Source organism: Pseudomonas sp. MYb185 (genome assembly GCF_002979975.1).
Lineage (GTDB): Bacteria > Pseudomonadota > Gammaproteobacteria > Pseudomonadales > Pseudomonadaceae > Halopseudomonas.
The window spans coordinates 49,265-63,293 of sequence record NZ_PCQD01000004.1 but is presented as its reverse complement, the minus strand read 5'-3'; the positions used below and the strand labels follow the sequence as shown (position 1 = coordinate 63,293).

Sequence of the window (14,029 nt, the reverse complement as noted above, 5' to 3'; positions counted from 1 at the left end):
CCTAGGACAAAGTTAGGCCGAGACTTGAATAATGAGCACAGACGACAGCATCCCCTCCGGGGAGACCCCGCTTCTGCACGACCTGCACAACCGCTGGCCGCAAGCGGAATCGATAGAGGATTTCCAGCGTAACCTGGCCGCAGTCCATGCGCGCATTGCCGCAGCCTGTCAGCGGGTGGGCCGCGAGCCTGCAAGTGTGCGACTACTGCCCGTCAGCAAGACCAAGCCCGAGACCAGCCTGCGCCTGGCCCATGCCGCTGGATGTCAATGGTTCGGTGAGAACAAGCCCCAGGAGGCCTACCGAAAATGGGAGTCGATGCAGGAACTGAACGACGTGCGATGGTCAATCATCGGCCATCTGCAGACCAACAAGGCCAAGCTGGTAGCGCGCTTTGCCAGCGAGTTCCAGGCGTTGGACAGTCTGCGTGTGGCTGAGGCGCTGGAGCGGCGCCTGCAGATCGAAGGCCGGGCCCTGGATGTGTTCGTCCAGGTCAACACATCCGGCGAGGCCAGCAAGTTCGGCCTGCCTCCCGATGAGGTGGCGGCCTTCCTGGGCAGGTTGCCGGCATTCTCTGCACTGCGCGTACGCGGCCTGATGACGCTGGCAGTGCTCTCGGGCGAAGCCAGGCAAGTGCGCGAATGCTTTGTGCGGTTACGTAATCTGCGTGACCAGCTGCGCCAGGATGCCCCTGCTGGTATGTCTCTGGACGAACTGTCCATGGGGATGTCCGGGGACTTCCAGATTGCCATAGAGGAAGGCGCCACAGTGGTACGTGTCGGCCAGGCCATCTTTGGCGCACGTTCCACGCCCGATAGTCATTACTGGCCGGCTGCGACCGATACAGGGCCGGAACAGTGAGCCCAGCCTGCTCTCCAGAAGCCATACATGCCCCGCCAGCACCGACGACTGGCTGCTACTTGCATTCCATCATCCATCTTGCAGAGTGAAACCATGCAGATCCATCGACTCATCATCCACCGCAATGAAAGGCTGCTGGGCCATTTCGACTCCGACGTACCCTGGTCGCGGGAGGCCGTGCAGGATATTGCGGCACGCCTGCCGGAAGCGGACGGTTACCGACTCGAACTCCTTGTCGCCAGCGAGCAGCAGCGGGTACTGGAAAGCGGCCCCAACGGGGTACGTTTGCTATACAGCACCCCGCTATTCACCCCAACTTCCTTGCCGGAAAGCTCCTGAACATGCCTACAGCCTCTTCTTTCCTGATGCCTGTCTACACGCGCCAGCCGATATCCTTCGTTCGCGGTCTGGGCGCCACACTATGGGATGAGGATGGGATCGAGTACCTCGATGCCATCGCCGGCGTCGCCGTCACCAATATCGGCCACGCTCACCCGGAGGTCGCCAACGCGATTGCCGAGCAGGCCGGTCTGCTGCTGCACACCTCCAACATGTTCGGCATTCCCTGGCAGGAGCGCCTGAGCAGGCAGTTGTGCGAGCACTCTGGCATGCAGCGCGGCTTCTTCTGCAACTCCGGTGCGGAGGCCAACGAGACGGCTCTCAAGCTGGCGCGCCTGCATGCCAACAAGCAGGGCATATCCCAGCCCCAGGTGCTGGTGATGGAAAACAGCTTTCACGGCCGCACTTTCGCCACCCTGGCAGCCACTGGCAACCCCGCCGTGCATCGCGGCTTCGAGCCACTGATGCCCGGCTTCGTACGCCTGCCCTACAACGATACCGATGCCGTACGCCGGGCTGCCGATTGCATGCCGAACATCGTCGCTGTACTGGTCGAACCGGTGCAAGGCGAAGGTGGTGTACGGCCCGCCTCTCCCGCCTATCTGCAAGCGTTGCGTTCGCTCTGCGATGAACGAAACTGGTTACTTATGCTGGACGAGGTGCAGACCGGCATGGGGCGTACCGGTGCCTGGTTCGGCTTCCAGCACACCGGCGTGCTGCCTGACGTCATCACCCTGGCCAAGGGGCTGGGCAATGGTTTTCCCCTCGGTGCCTGCCTGGCCAGGGATCAAGCTGCTGCACTGCTGGCCCCCGGCAGCCACGGCTCCACCTTCGGCGGCAATCCGCTGGCCTGCCGGGTCGGCTGCGCCGTCATCGAGGTGATGGAACGCGAGCACCTACCCGAACGTGCCGCACGGCTGGGCGAGCGCCTGCTGCAGGGATTGCGTGCGAATCTGGACGGGTTGCCGGGCATCACCGATATCCGCGGGCTGGGGCTGATGGTCGGCATCGAGCTGGACAGACCATGCGATGATCTGGTGCACAAGGCACTGGTGCAGGAGCGCTTGCTGATCAGCGTAACCCGGGGCAGGACCATACGGCTGTTACCACCGCTGATTTGCAGCGAAGCGCAGATCGACGAAATCACCCGGCGCCTTACCCGATTGCTGCGCTGAGCATCGCCGGAAGGCCCTCAGCCGAGGCAGTCCCGGATATCCTCGGCCAGCTTTTGGCACTGTGCCGGCTCGATGTCGGCAATGGTGATCCGCAATCCTCGCACAGGTTCCTGGACCGAGAAGGTTTCGCCGTGGCGGATCAGCCAGCCCCGTCGGGCCAGGGCCAGGGCCACGGTCTGATCATCCGTCTGCAACGGAATCCATAGATTGAGGCCATCCGCCTGCTCCATGAAGTCGACACCCTGGTCATGCAGAGCGCTCTCCAATGCCTGGCGCCGTCTGGCATAGTCATCGCGCGCCTGACCCAGCAGCTCGATGGTCTCGGGGGTCGTGACCGCCACCTCGACCAGGTCCTGCAACAGATGGCTGACCCAGCCCGTTCCCGATGTCAGGCGCAGGCGCAACTGGCGGGCAGTCGCCCCGTCACAGGCAACCGCAGCCACCCGGATATCCGGCCCCAGGGCCTTGCTAAAGGACCTGATCAATGCCCAGCGGCTGGCATTGTGCGGAATCACCGAATGGTAAGGTGCGCTCGACAGCAGGGAGAAATGGTCATCCACGATCACCAGCACCTGCGGATACCGGGCCAGCACCCGCGACAATGCCCGGGCGCGCCTGGCGCTCAGGTTGCACCCGGTCGGGTTGTGCGCGCGTGGGGTCAGGATGACCGCCTGCACGCCCCTGGCCAATGCCTCCTCCAGTTCGTCCTCGCGCAGCCCTTGCCCATCAACAGGCACGCCAACAGGCTGCAACCCCATGCTGCGCAGCGTGTTGATGCTACTGAGAAAGCAGGGATTCTCCACCGCCACCTTGTCCCCGGCTACGAGGTAGGAACTGAGCAAGCGCTCGATGGCATCCACCGCACCATGCGCCAGCTCGACCTCGAATGATGCCGGACAATCCGGCTCGCACCACTGGCGGATATAGTCCGCCAGAGAGGCATTGACGGTAGGCTCCCCATAGAGCCGGGGTCTGTAAGGCCTGGCCCGCAGCGCAGCGGTCACATCCGGCAGCCAGGCAAGGTTGGGGTTGCCACTGGCCAGATCCGTCAGTGGCGTGCCTGGCAACGCCCCTTCCTGCTCACCGGACAGGAAGGGGTCACGGATAATCGTACCCAGGCGCCCCTGGGTGATGGCGATGCCCGCGGTGGCGAGTCGGCGGTAAGCTGCGGCAACGGTGTTCCGGTTGACTCCAAGCTCCACCGCCAGCTCCCGTACCGGCGGCAGGGATGCCCCCGGCGGCAACTGCTGGGACTGCACCAGCGCCCGCACAGACTCGAAGATCTGCGCAGCGGTCTTGCCGTGGATATTCATTCAGTCCTGCCGGCTTCGCAGCAGCGCCTTGCCCACCCACGACCGCGCGAACTGCCAGGCACAGCGCCCGTTGCGGTTACCGCGGGCCTGGGCCCAACGGATCGCTTCCTTCTGCAACTCCTCATCCCACTGCCACTCCAGGCCCAGCTCCTGCGCCATGCTGGTCAGCCAGTGGCGGACCACATCCAGATAATGGTCCTGGGTGAACGGATAGAAGGACACCCACAGGCCGAAGCGGTCCGACAGGGCGATCTTCTCCTCGATTGCCTCACCGGGATGCAACTCGCCATCCACCATGCTGGCACCAAGGTTGTCGCTGCGCTGCTCAGGCAGCAGGTGACGACGGTTGGACGTCGCATACAGCAGCAGGTTGTCCGGGGTGGCTTCCACCGAACCATCGAGCACGGTCTTCAGCGTCTTGTAGGCGCTGTCGCCAGCTTCGAAGGCCAGGTCGTCACAGAACAGCAGGAAGCGCCACGGCTGCTCGCTGATCTGCGCCACCAGCGCCGGCAGGTGCACCAGATCGCCCTTGTCGATCTCGATCAGGCGTAGGCCCTGATCGGCCCAGGTGGCCAGCAGCGCCCGTACCAGCGAGGACTTGCCAGTGCCCCGCGCGCCCCACAGCAAGGCGTTGTTGGCGGGCAGTCCCTTGACGAACTGCTCGGTGTTGGCTTCCAGCAGTTGTTTCTGCCGGTCCACCCCCACCAGGTCACTCAAACCATGCCCGGCGGTGATCTGCAACGGCTTGAGCCAGCCGCTGTCGCCCTGCCCGACCCAACGCGCCGCCTGCACCCTGCTCCAGTCTATCTGGGGCGCCACCGGTGGCAGATTCTGCTCATAGCGGTCGAGAAAACGGACAATGCGCTGCATGAAGTCGGCGGTACTGATATCGGACATGGATCATTTCCTGAAAGACGGGAAGGACAAGCTGTCACGCTTATGGAAGAGCAAAACCCATGACAGGTCAACCGCTTAGCGCTTATTGCCCAGACTGGCACGGTGACCGGCTCCGCTTTCAGCTGCGAGGCTCCAGGCGCAGGCACACCGAGTTGATGCAGTAACGCAGCCCGGTCGGCGGCGGGCCGTCGGGAAACACATGCCCCAGGTGGGCATCGCAGCGCGCGCACAGCACTTCGGTGCGGTGCATGCCATGGCTGTAGTCCTCCGTGGTAGTGACCGCCTCCTCGGTGACCGGAGCGTAGTAGCTGGGCCAGCCACAACCGGCATCGAACTGGGTATCGGTATCGAACAGGGGCGCATCGCAGCACACGCAATGGTACCGACCAGGCTCGCCCTTGCGGTGGAACTCGCCGGTAAACGGCCGCTCGGTACCCTTCAGACGGCATACCTGGTATTGCGTGTCGCTCAACTGTTCACGCCAGGCATCGTCCGTTTTGATCACTTTATCCATGATTTCCTCCACAAGGTTGTCGTTCGGGCTTTCTTCGCCGCAATCGCAGTCGTATCATGCTCGCTTTGCTTTTGCGGTCACAGCCCATTCTCATCAACCGATGATTTACAGGTAAGTATCATGCAGGTTAGCAAGTCCAACAAATTGGCCAATGTCTGCTACGACATTCGCGGGCCGGTCCTGCGCCATGCCAAGCGCCTCGAAGAGGAAGGTCACCGGATTCTCAAGCTGAACATTGGCAACCCGGCCCCTTTCGGTTTCGAAGCGCCCGAGGAAATCCTCCAGGACGTGATCCTCAACCTGCCCACTGCCCAGGGCTACAGTGACTCCAAGGGACTGTTCTCCGCGCGCAAGGCGGTGATGCACTACTGCCAGACCAAGCAGATCCAGGGTGTCGGCATCGAGGACATCTACCTGGGTAACGGTGTCTCCGAGCTGATCGTGATGGCCATGCAGGCGCTGCTGAACAACGGCGACGAAGTGCTGATCCCGGCCCCGGACTATCCGCTGTGGACCGCTGCGGTCAGCCTGTCCGGCGGCAAGCCGGTGCATTACCTGTGTGACGAGCAATCGGAGTGGTACCCGGATATCGAGGATATCCGCAGCAAGATCACTCCCAACACCAAGGCCATGGTACTGATCAACCCGAACAACCCCACCGGCTCGGTGTACCCGCGCGAGGTGCTGGAGCAACTGGCCGAGGTCGCCCGGGAACACAAGCTGCTGGTGCTGGCCGACGAGATCTACGACAAGATCCTCTACGACGGCGTCGAGCATGATTCCTTCGCCGCAGTGGCACCGGACCTGCTGTGCCTGACCTTCAACGGCCTGTCCAAATCCTACCGTGTGGCGGGCTTCCGTTCCGGCTGGATGATCATCAGCGGACCGAAGCAGCGCGCCGCCAGCTATATCGAGGGCCTGGAAATCCTGTCTTCGATGCGCCTGTGCGCCAACGTACCGTCGCAGCATGCGATCCAGACCGCGCTGGGCGGCTATCAGAGCATCAATGACCTGATCCTGCCCGGCGGCCGCCTGCTGGAGCAGCGTGACACCGCCTGGGAACTGCTCAACGAGATTCCCGGTGTCAGTTGCACCAAGCCCAAGGGCGCGCTCTACCTGTTCCCGAAGCTGGACCCCAAGGTCTACCCGATCCACAACGACGAGAAGATGGTGCTGGACCTGCTGCTGCAGGAGAAGATCCTGATCGTCCAGGGCACGGCGTTCAACTGGCCGTGGCCGGATCACTTCCGCATCGTCTCGCTGCCGCGCAAGGATGACCTGGAAATGGCCATCGGCCGAATCGCCAACTTCCTGCACGGCTACAAGCAATAGATTATCTTGCAGCCTGGGCACATGCCATCGCCCGGTGGTCCGGGGTGTAACGCCCCGTTCCGCGGTCGGGCGCTATGCCTGCTGCTCCCGGCGCGCTGAAACCTGCCGTCGAGCAGGCGCTCGACAACCCGGGGCTGCTGGAAGCAACTCAACCCGACACGCTTTGAAACAGACTGTCGATTGAATCCCGCGCCGCCAGCCCCAAATATACTCCCCAGGTATCCATAGGAGCTTCACTTAACATGATGCGTATTCTGCTTTTCCTGGCGACCAACCTTGCCATCGTCCTGGTTGCCAGCATTACCCTGAGCCTGCTTGGCGTCGGGAGTATCCATGACGGCCAGGGTGGGATGAACCTGACCGCGCTGTTGATCTTCTGTGCAGTGATCGGTTTCGCCGGTTCCTTCGTTTCCCTGTTCCTGTCCAAATGGATGGCCAAACGCAGTACCGGCACGCGGGTGATCACTCAACCGCAGACCCGTCAGGAGCAATGGCTGGTTGATACCGTGGCCGAACTGGCCAGAGATGCCAATATCGGCATGCCGGAAGTCGGTATCTTTCCGTCACGGGCGTCCAACGCCTTTGCCACCGGCTGGAACAAGAACGCTTCACTGGTAGCCGTGTCCGAGGGCATGCTGCAGCGTTTCAGCCCGAATGAAATCAAAGCGGTCATGGCCCATGAGATCGGCCACGTCGCTAACGGCGACATGGTCACTCTGACCCTGATCCAGGGTGTGGTGAACACCTTCGTGATGTTCTTTGCCCGCATCATCGGCAACTTCGTTGACCGTGCGGTGTTCAAGAACGAGGGCAGCGGCCCGGGTATCGGCTATTTTATCGCGACCATCTTCGCCGAAATAATCCTCGGTATCCTGGCCAGCATCATCGTCATGTGGTTCTCCCGTCAGCGTGAATTCCGCGCCGATGCGGCGGCGGCACAGCTGACCGGCAGCGGCAACATGATCGCCGCACTGGAACGACTGCGCGCCGAACAGGGCATCCCGGTGGAAATGCCCGGCGAAATGACCGCCTTCGGCATCAACGGCAACCTGAAGAACGGCTTGGCCGGCCTGCTGATGACCCATCCGCCGCTGGAGCAGCGCATCGCCGCCCTGCGCGCCGGCAACTATCGCTGAACAGCAGCCGAGCGGTAAATAGACCCCCGCCCTGCTGCGGGGGTTTTGCTTTTCAGCTTCTACTGCAGCTTAAGCAAGCAACTCCCTGATTCTATTGCGGTTGCGCTTGACCCTGGAGGACCGATCTCAGCATGACGGCCCGTACCAGAGGCCTGCAGCCGGCTCCAGACAAGGCTTTCCAGGATATTTTCTGTCATCCCGCAGTCACAAGACTGGTCTATGCTTTGCTTTGTGTCAGGCACCGCAGAGCTGCCGACACCTTACCCGATGAGAACTGATTTGGAGAAAATCCATGAGTCTACAGGTACAGCAGAAGCAGCGTTCCCTGACCGATCACCTGCCCCGCCCGTCTCTGCAGGCACGGGGCTATCTGGTGGATGAGCACGGTCGGGAGATTGCCATTACCGAACGCATGATCCAGCAAGCCTGTGAAGAACTGGACCAGCAATGGGTAGCGCCCCGTTCAGTCGCCAGCCGCTAACACGAAACCTGCCGCCAGCAGTCTCCGGGCCGCCTGCGGCTCGGACGCGGCGGTCCTGATACGCAGCAGATTGCATTCACGACGCAGGGGATAATCCTTGCGCAACCGATCGAACCCCTCCCGACTGGCCTGTTCCGACTCCGCCGCCCCCAGCATGGCGCGCAGCCGGGCATCGTCATCCCGCACGTCATATACCTGACGCAACGCCTTGGCCAGCAGCCAGTCCGGCGGCGCGCCAGGTTCCACCTGCCACTCCCCCGCCCCGGTACGCGGCGCCAGCTGTTCCAGGCTGAAACTCGCCGGCGCCTCGAGGAAACTGCACAGGGCCTGATAGACCTGCACGGTGCCACGCAACTTGCCGTCGAGACTGTAACCGGCGATATGCGGTGTCGCCAGCGCGCAGCGGGCCGCCAACCGCGGGTCGACCAGCGGCTCGGTTTCCCAGACGTCCAGCGCCACCAGCAGGTCATCGCGCTGCTGCAGCACCCGGTACAGGGCGATGTTGTCGATCACCGGTCCGCGGCTGCTGTTGATCAGCCAGGTACCGCGACGCAGCGCACGCAGGCGCTGCTCGTCGAGCAGATGGTGGGTGGCATGCGCACCACTGGAGGTCAGCGGCACATGGCAGCTGATCACATCACAGCGGCTGATCAGTTCATCCAGGGCGACAAACCCCTCCTCCCCTCGCTCCGCGCGGGGAGGATCGCAGAGCAGGCAATCGATGCCCAGCGCCTGCAGCGTGGTTGCCAGCCGGCTACCCACTTCACCGACGCCGACGATGCCGACGGTCCTGTCCTGCCAGGGCCTGGCGCTGCGCTCGGCCAATGTCAGCATGCAGCTCAGCACATACTCCACCACCCCACGGGCATTGCAGCCCGGGGCACTGGCAACCTCGATACCTGCCGCCGCCAGTCCCGGCAGGTCCAGGTGGTCGGTGCCAATGGTGCAGGTGCCGACGAAACGCACCGGCGTGCCGGCCAGCATCGCTGCGCTGACCCGGGTTACCGAACGCACCAGCAGCACATCCGCATCCTTCACCGAGGTGTGGTCGATCAGCCGTCCCGGCAGCCGGGTCAGGCGGCCGAATCCGGTGAGAAATTCATCCAGCAATGGAATGTTTTCGTCAGCGACTATGTGCATGACTCTGCTCCCAGGGTTTGACTTCATTGTCGGAAGGCATCCGCCATCTGTCCAGCCTGGCGCCGAGCGTGGCCGCTCACAGGTGATCGATGCAGAAGGCCTGGCTATCCAGTGCGGCGCCGGGACGGTAGTACTCCAGCAGCGCATCGACAAAGGCGGCCGCCCGCTGGGGGATACCGTTGTCCAGATAGTGCTGCACCTGCTCGATGACGCGCAGCTTGAATGGGGTGGAATCGGTGGCTTCGCCACTGAGGTTGTCCAGGCTGACCCGGAAGCTGTGGCCGGCCGCCTCGCAGAACAGCCACTCCAGCGCCTGCGGCTTGACCTCGACCTGCTCGAAGGCGCCCTGCTGTGCGCTGCTGCGGCCATCTGGTGCATACCAGTAGCCGAAGTCGACCAACTGCCGGCGGGCCTCTCCGGCCACACACCAATGGGCGATCTCATGCAACGCACTACGGTAGTAATCACGGGTGAAGACGATGCGATGCATCGACTCCTGCGCATCGGCCGGCAGGTAGATCGGCTCTGCTGCTCCGCCGACCAATCGGGTGTTGTACTGTGCGGCAAAACAGCCGGCGAACAGGCGGATCAGATCCTGGCAATCGTGTTTCATCGAGTGGTGGACAATACCCGGCAAATTGATAGGATGGGCTGCTTTTCCCAGATGCAGTAGCAGATGACTACCCAGGATACCCCCTCCCGTTGGCGCCGCAGTGTAACAGAATTGCGTGCGCTGATCTGGCTTGCGCTGCCGATCATCGCCGCGCAGATGTCGCACACCCTCATCGGTTTTGTGGACACGGCCATGGCCGGCCGGGTCAGTGCCGTGGACCTCGCCGCGGTGGCGTTGGGCAATTCGTTCTGGGTCCCGACCTTCCTGTTCCTGACCGGCGTACTGATGATCATCACCTCCAAGGTGGCCGCCAGCAGCGGTGCCGGCCGACCGGAGGACAGCGGACCGCTGGTGCGTCAGGGGCTCTGGCTGGGCCTGTGCCTGGGCATCCTCGCCGGGCTGGCGCTGTGCGCTGTGGAGCCGGCGCTGTACTGGGCGCAGGTCGATCCATCCTTGATGCCCAAGACAGTCGCCTATCTGCAGGCCGTAGCGCTGGGCTTTCCGGCCATCGGCATGTACCAGGCACTGCGCGGCCTCACCGATGGCATGTCACGTACCAAGCCGAGCATGGTAATCGGTTTTCTCGGCCTCATCCTCAACGTCCCGGTCAATTACGTGCTGATCTATGGCAAGCTCGGCTTCCCGGCCATGGGCGGGGTCGGCTGCGGCGTGGCCACCACCGTGGTGATGTGGTTCATGCTTGGCTGCATGCTGATCTACCTCAAGCGTTCCAGGATCTATGACGCCTGCCGCCTGTTCGAACGCTTCGAGTGGCCGCGCTGGACGGTGCAGCGCGGCCTCCTGAGCCTGGGCCTGCCGATCGGTATTTCGCTGTTTTCCGAAACCAGCATGTTCGCCCTGATCGCCCTGCTGATCGGCAGCCTGGGTGCCGTCGTGGTGGCCAGTCACCAGGTGACCCTGAACTTCACGTCACTGGTATTCATGGTGCCCTTCAGCCTGGGCCTGGCGATCACCGTGCGGGTAGGCCACAACCTCGGCATGCAGGGTGCCCGTGCCGGATTGTTCGCAGCCAAGGTCGGCATTGCCGTGTCACTGGTATTTGCCACCCTGGCGGCGGGCAGCATCTATCTGGCGGCGGATCTGCTGCCACACATCTATACCAACGACCCGCAGGTGCTGGCGCTGGCCACCAGTTTGCTGTTCTATGCCGCGCTGTATCAGTTCTCCGACTCGGTGCAGGTGGCCTGTGCCGGTGCGCTGCGTGGTTATCAGGACACCCGCATACCGATGCTGCTGACCATGGTCGCCTACTGGCTGATCGGACTGCCCAGCGGCTATGTGCTGGGACTGACCGACCTGCTCGGACCGGCGCAGGGGCCGGCGGGGTTCTGGAAGGGATTGATCATCGGGCTGACAGCCGCGGCGCTGTTCCTGTCGATCCGCCTGGCGGTGGTCGGTGGACGGCGCAAGCGCCAGTTCCCGCTGGACAGCAGTCACCTGCTGCGCAAGTGAGCCGTGATGGCGTCGTCAGTCGGCGCCGCCCTTGCGGATCAGGTAGCGGAACTCCCCTGCCACTTCCTGCTGCTCCAGTAACTGGTGGCCGAGGAAACTGCAGAAGCGCGGAATATCGCGCTGGGTCGACGGGTCCGTAGCCAGCACTTCCAGACATTCACCCGCCGGCAGGTCACGCACGGCATTGTGCAACAGCATGACCGGCTCCGGGCAGAACAGCCCGCGGGCATCGAGTTGTGCTGAAGGTGGGGATACGGCGTTACTCATGTACGGCTGGTCCTGTATTGCGATACGGGGATTATCCGCAAAAGCATTGGCTCTTACCAGTTACCGGGACCGGGACCGGGTCCGCATCGCAGCGGGCCGCCGCGATAAGACCGGCAGGCATCACGGACTATTGCACCCGGTAGCTACCCGCATGCAGCACCCGCACATGACAGGTGACTTCCTCGCGGTCCGTATACAGCTGCTTGCAGGCGATCGTCGCACGGATGTCAGCGGCATCCAGCGCATCCTGCACGTGCTCCAGACACTGCATGACTTCCCGGTAGCGCTGCTTCATCGGTAACTTGAAGTTGATGATCGCCTCACGGCACCAGCCGCGGGTCAGCCAGCGGGACAGTAGTGCGCTGCTGCGCGCTGGCTTGTCGACGATATCGCAGACCATCCACTGTACCGGCTTCTTCGGTTTGAACAGATAGCCATCGGCCTGCACATGCTCCACCTGGCCGCTGTCCATCAGGTTTTTGGCCATGGGGCCATTGTCCACCGCAGTGACCTTCATATGACGGTTGACCAGTTGCCAGGTCCAGCCGCCGGGTGCAGCGCCCAGATCCACCGCGGTCATGCCCGGCGCCAGCCGGCTATCCCACTCGTCACGCGGGATGAAATGATGCCAGGCCTCCTCCAGCTTGAGGGTCGAGCGGCTGGGCGCCTCGCGGGGGAATTTCAGGCGCGGGATACCCATCGGCCAGGCGGCGGCGTTGTTCGCCCAGGACCAGCCGACGAACAGCCGTTCGCCACTGTCGAAGAACACATGCAGGCGCGGCGCCTCGGCCTTGGCCGGACGCACGAAGCGGGTCTTGGTCAATGCGCTTTCCAGCGGGCGGCCAAGCTTCTTGGTCAGCGCCGCCAGCGCCTTGCCATCATTGGTGTCGGCGGTTTCCAGCCATAGCTGCGATGCGATCGGCCCCTTGGCACAGGCAGTGATGATCGGCGAGATGCGATCCTCTGCCGGCACCTCCAGCCAACTGCCCAGCGCCCATTGGCGGACGAAGATCAACTGGCGAAAATCCAGCTTGCGCATCAGCCTACCGGCATCTCCTTCTTCCGGGCAGACGAAACGCACCACGGCCGAGCCATCCGCGGTAACCGCATAGCCGGCAATCCCCTGCTCCCCTGCCAGCGCCTGCATTTCAGCGGCAGCCTCACTTTCAAAACCCGGACGGCAGTGCAATAACAATTCCTGCATGACAAACCCCTGCGCTGGTAAGGGGCGCTACTCTAACGCTGCCGAGGGGTATCAGGCCAGCGGCAGCTGCCCATCGGCAGAAATGTGCCCCGGCTTCGGGCCAGCACTGAATGAAACTCATCATATAAATGATAAACTTCGATTTCGCTCATGTTAGAGGCCGCCGCCATGTTAGAACTACGCCACCTGCGCACGCTTGTCACCCTCCGCGAGGCGGATAGCCTGGTGGAAGCCTCGGAGCGGCTGCATCTGACCCAGTCCGCCCTGTCCCACCAGCTCAAGGATCTGGAACAACGCCTGGGCACCACGCTGTTCGTGCGCAAGACCAAACCGGTACACTTCACCAGTGCCGGGCTACGCCTGCTGCGGCTGGCGGATAACCTGCTGCCGCAGGTGCGGCAGGCCGAACGCGACCTGCAACGTCTGTCCGGTGGCCAGGCCGGGCGCCTGCACATGGCCATCGAATGCCACAGCTGCTTCCAATGGCTGATGCCAACCATCGATCAGTTCCGCAATGCCTGGCCCGAGGTCGAAGTGGACTTTGCCTCGGGCTACTTCTTCGCTCCCCTGCCGGCACTGGCCCGGGGCGAGCTGGACCTGGTGGTGACCTCCGACCCGCAGGATATCGCCGGCATCAGCTATGTGCCGCTGTTCACCTACGAAGCGGTACTGGCGATCGGCAACCAGCATCCACTGACCAGCCGCAGCCATATCGAGCCCCGGGACCTGGCCAGCGAAACCCTGATCTGCTATCCGGTGGAGCGCAACCGGCTGGATATCTTCAGCCAGTTCCTCGACCCGGCCGGAGTCGAGCCCGCAGATGTACGCAACGCGGAGCTGACCATCATGATGATGCAACTGGTGGCCTCGGGGCGAGGCGTATGCTGCCTGCCGAACTGGGCCATCACCGAGTACCTGCAACGCGGCTATGTCAGCGCGCGGCGGCTGGGCAGCGAGGGACTGTTCGGTACGCTGTATGCCGCGGTACGGGAGGACATGCTGGATATGTCTTACATGCAGGATTTCCTGCTGACGGCCAAGGATATTTCCTTCGCCACGCTGGAAGGGGTAACGGCAAAGAACCTGGCTGGATAGAACGGAACACGGCGCCGTCATGCGTGCCGCTAACGAATACAAACGTCTCATGATGGCACTTAGACACACAAGCGAGACGACTCACTCAGAATGAGATCGCCGTCATGATGTCTCGATTTTCACCCTTATAGGCGAGTGTCGCCTTCATAAACAGAGTCTAGGGTTTGTCTCGAACTGGGCGTCGTAGCTGG

The 14,029-nt window shown here is 62.8% G+C and carries 15 protein-coding genes; 8 read left to right on the top strand and 7 right to left on the bottom strand.

What is annotated here, in order from left to right:
• The first annotated feature begins 31 nt into the window (after positions 1–31).
• The 3 genes from CQ007_RS07225 to CQ007_RS07215 all read left to right on the top strand — a co-directional run bounded on the left by CQ007_RS07225 (position 32) and on the right by CQ007_RS07215 (position 2,373).
• Positions 32–859: a YggS family pyridoxal phosphate-dependent enzyme gene (locus CQ007_RS07225; protein ID WP_105644641.1), complete on the top strand. Its 828-nt coding sequence runs from the start codon at positions 32–34 to the stop codon at positions 857–859.
• A gap of 93 nt (positions 860–952) precedes the next feature.
• Positions 953–1,198 carry a cytoplasmic protein gene (locus tag CQ007_RS07220; RefSeq protein WP_105645230.1) on the top strand — a complete coding sequence of 82 codons (246 nt, stop codon included), beginning with the start codon at positions 953–955 and terminating at the stop codon, positions 1,196–1,198.
• A gap of 2 nt (positions 1,199–1,200) precedes the next feature.
• The gene (locus CQ007_RS07215) at positions 1,201–2,373 is read left to right on the top strand and encodes an aspartate aminotransferase family protein (protein WP_105644639.1); all 1,173 of its coding nucleotides are present in this window, start codon (positions 1,201–1,203) and stop codon (positions 2,371–2,373) included.
• Positions 2,374–2,390: 17 nt separating this feature from the next.
• On the opposite strand, the gene ptsJ is transcribed toward CQ007_RS07215, so the two are convergent.
• The 3 genes from ptsJ to msrB form a co-directional block, all read right to left on the bottom strand.
• Positions 2,391–3,686, bottom strand: a complete 1,296-nt coding sequence (gene ptsJ / locus CQ007_RS07210; protein ID WP_105644637.1) for a transcriptional regulator PtsJ — start codon at positions 3,684–3,686, stop codon at positions 2,391–2,393.
• Complete coding sequence (locus tag CQ007_RS07205; RefSeq protein ID WP_256582227.1) at positions 3,687–4,583, bottom strand: ATP-binding protein; 897 nt, start codon at positions 4,581–4,583, stop codon at positions 3,687–3,689.
• A gap of 118 nt (positions 4,584–4,701) precedes the next feature.
• Positions 4,702–5,097 (bottom strand): peptide-methionine (R)-S-oxide reductase MsrB, encoded by a 396-nt coding sequence (msrB, locus tag CQ007_RS07200; protein WP_105644635.1) that lies wholly within the window; start codon positions 5,095–5,097, stop codon positions 4,702–4,704.
• A gap of 120 nt (positions 5,098–5,217) precedes the next feature.
• Between msrB and CQ007_RS07195 the strand changes: the two genes are divergently transcribed.
• The 3 genes from CQ007_RS07195 to CQ007_RS07185 all read left to right on the top strand — a co-directional run bounded on the left by CQ007_RS07195 (position 5,218) and on the right by CQ007_RS07185 (position 8,046).
• A complete protein-coding gene (locus tag CQ007_RS07195) occupies positions 5,218–6,429 on the top strand; it encodes a pyridoxal phosphate-dependent aminotransferase (RefSeq protein WP_105644633.1) in 1,212 nt (403 codons plus the stop codon).
• 242 nt (positions 6,430–6,671) lie between these two features.
• Positions 6,672–7,565, top strand: a complete 894-nt coding sequence (gene htpX / locus CQ007_RS07190; RefSeq protein WP_105644631.1) for a protease HtpX — start codon at positions 6,672–6,674, stop codon at positions 7,563–7,565.
• 292 nt (positions 7,566–7,857) lie between these two features.
• Positions 7,858–8,046 carry a PA1571 family protein gene (locus tag CQ007_RS07185; protein WP_105644629.1) on the top strand — a complete coding sequence of 63 codons (189 nt, stop codon included), beginning with the start codon at positions 7,858–7,860 and terminating at the stop codon, positions 8,044–8,046.
• Here CQ007_RS07185 and pdxB read toward each other — a convergent pair.
• Together pdxB and CQ007_RS07175 are read right to left on the bottom strand one after the other, a co-directional pair.
• Positions 8,029–9,186, bottom strand: coding sequence for a 4-phosphoerythronate dehydrogenase PdxB (gene pdxB / locus CQ007_RS07180; RefSeq protein ID WP_105644627.1), 1,158 nt, complete (start codon positions 9,184–9,186; stop codon positions 8,029–8,031). The two genes, CQ007_RS07185 and pdxB, sit on opposite strands and share 18 nt — an antisense overlap.
• A 76-nt stretch (positions 9,187–9,262) precedes the next feature.
• On the bottom strand, positions 9,263–9,799 hold the full coding sequence (locus tag CQ007_RS07175) for an elongation factor P hydroxylase (RefSeq protein WP_105644624.1): 537 nt from the start codon (positions 9,797–9,799) through the stop codon (positions 9,263–9,265).
• A 63-nt stretch (positions 9,800–9,862) separates the two neighbouring features.
• Between CQ007_RS07175 and CQ007_RS07170 the strand changes: the two genes are divergently transcribed.
• Positions 9,863–11,272: an MATE family efflux transporter gene (locus CQ007_RS07170; RefSeq protein WP_105644622.1), complete on the top strand. Its 1,410-nt coding sequence runs from the start codon at positions 9,863–9,865 to the stop codon at positions 11,270–11,272.
• A 15-nt stretch (positions 11,273–11,287) separates the two neighbouring features.
• Here CQ007_RS07170 and tusA read toward each other — a convergent pair whose 3' ends face one another.
• Entirely contained in the window at positions 11,288–11,539 is a 252-nt protein-coding gene (tusA, locus tag CQ007_RS07165) for a sulfurtransferase TusA (RefSeq protein ID WP_105644620.1), read from the bottom strand.
• Positions 11,540–11,666: 127 nt separating this feature from the next.
• Positions 11,667–12,743, bottom strand: a complete 1,077-nt coding sequence (rlmM, locus tag CQ007_RS07160; protein WP_105644618.1) for a 23S rRNA (cytidine(2498)-2'-O)-methyltransferase RlmM — start codon at positions 12,741–12,743, stop codon at positions 11,667–11,669.
• A gap of 168 nt (positions 12,744–12,911) precedes the next feature.
• Between rlmM and CQ007_RS07155 the strand changes: the two genes are divergently transcribed.
• Positions 12,912–13,838 carry a LysR family transcriptional regulator gene (locus tag CQ007_RS07155; protein ID WP_105645226.1) on the top strand — a complete coding sequence of 309 codons (927 nt, stop codon included), beginning with the start codon at positions 12,912–12,914 and terminating at the stop codon, positions 13,836–13,838.
• Positions 13,839–14,029: the final 191 nt, after the last annotated feature.

Coding starts and splice junctions, on each gene's coding strand:
- htpX (WP_105644631.1), top strand. CDS start 6,672: ATGATGCGTATTCTGCTTTTCCTGGCGACCAACCTTGCCATCGTCCTG.
- CQ007_RS07225 (WP_105644641.1), top strand. CDS start 32: ATGAGCACAGACGACAGCATCCCCTCCGGGGAGACCCCGCTTCTGCAC.
- pdxB (WP_105644627.1), bottom strand. CDS start 9,186: ATGCACATAGTCGCTGACGAAAACATTCCATTGCTGGATGAATTTCTC.
- CQ007_RS07170 (WP_105644622.1), top strand. CDS start 9,863: ATGACTACCCAGGATACCCCCTCCCGTTGGCGCCGCAGTGTAACAGAA.
- CQ007_RS07195 (WP_105644633.1), top strand. CDS start 5,218: ATGCAGGTTAGCAAGTCCAACAAATTGGCCAATGTCTGCTACGACATT.
- CQ007_RS07155 (WP_105645226.1), top strand. CDS start 12,912: ATGTTAGAACTACGCCACCTGCGCACGCTTGTCACCCTCCGCGAGGCG.
- CQ007_RS07185 (WP_105644629.1), top strand. CDS start 7,858: ATGAGTCTACAGGTACAGCAGAAGCAGCGTTCCCTGACCGATCACCTG.
- CQ007_RS07220 (WP_105645230.1), top strand. CDS start 953: ATGCAGATCCATCGACTCATCATCCACCGCAATGAAAGGCTGCTGGGC.
- msrB (WP_105644635.1), bottom strand. CDS start 5,097: ATGGATAAAGTGATCAAAACGGACGATGCCTGGCGTGAACAGTTGAGC.
- CQ007_RS07175 (WP_105644624.1), bottom strand. CDS start 9,799: ATGAAACACGATTGCCAGGATCTGATCCGCCTGTTCGCCGGCTGTTTT.
- tusA (WP_105644620.1), bottom strand. CDS start 11,539: ATGAGTAACGCCGTATCCCCACCTTCAGCACAACTCGATGCCCGCGGG.
- rlmM (WP_105644618.1), bottom strand. CDS start 12,743: ATGCAGGAATTGTTATTGCACTGCCGTCCGGGTTTTGAAAGTGAGGCT.
- CQ007_RS07205 (WP_256582227.1), bottom strand. CDS start 4,583: ATGTCCGATATCAGTACCGCCGACTTCATGCAGCGCATTGTCCGTTTT.
- ptsJ (WP_105644637.1), bottom strand. CDS start 3,686: ATGAATATCCACGGCAAGACCGCTGCGCAGATCTTCGAGTCTGTGCGG.
- CQ007_RS07215 (WP_105644639.1), top strand. CDS start 1,201: ATGCCTACAGCCTCTTCTTTCCTGATGCCTGTCTACACGCGCCAGCCG.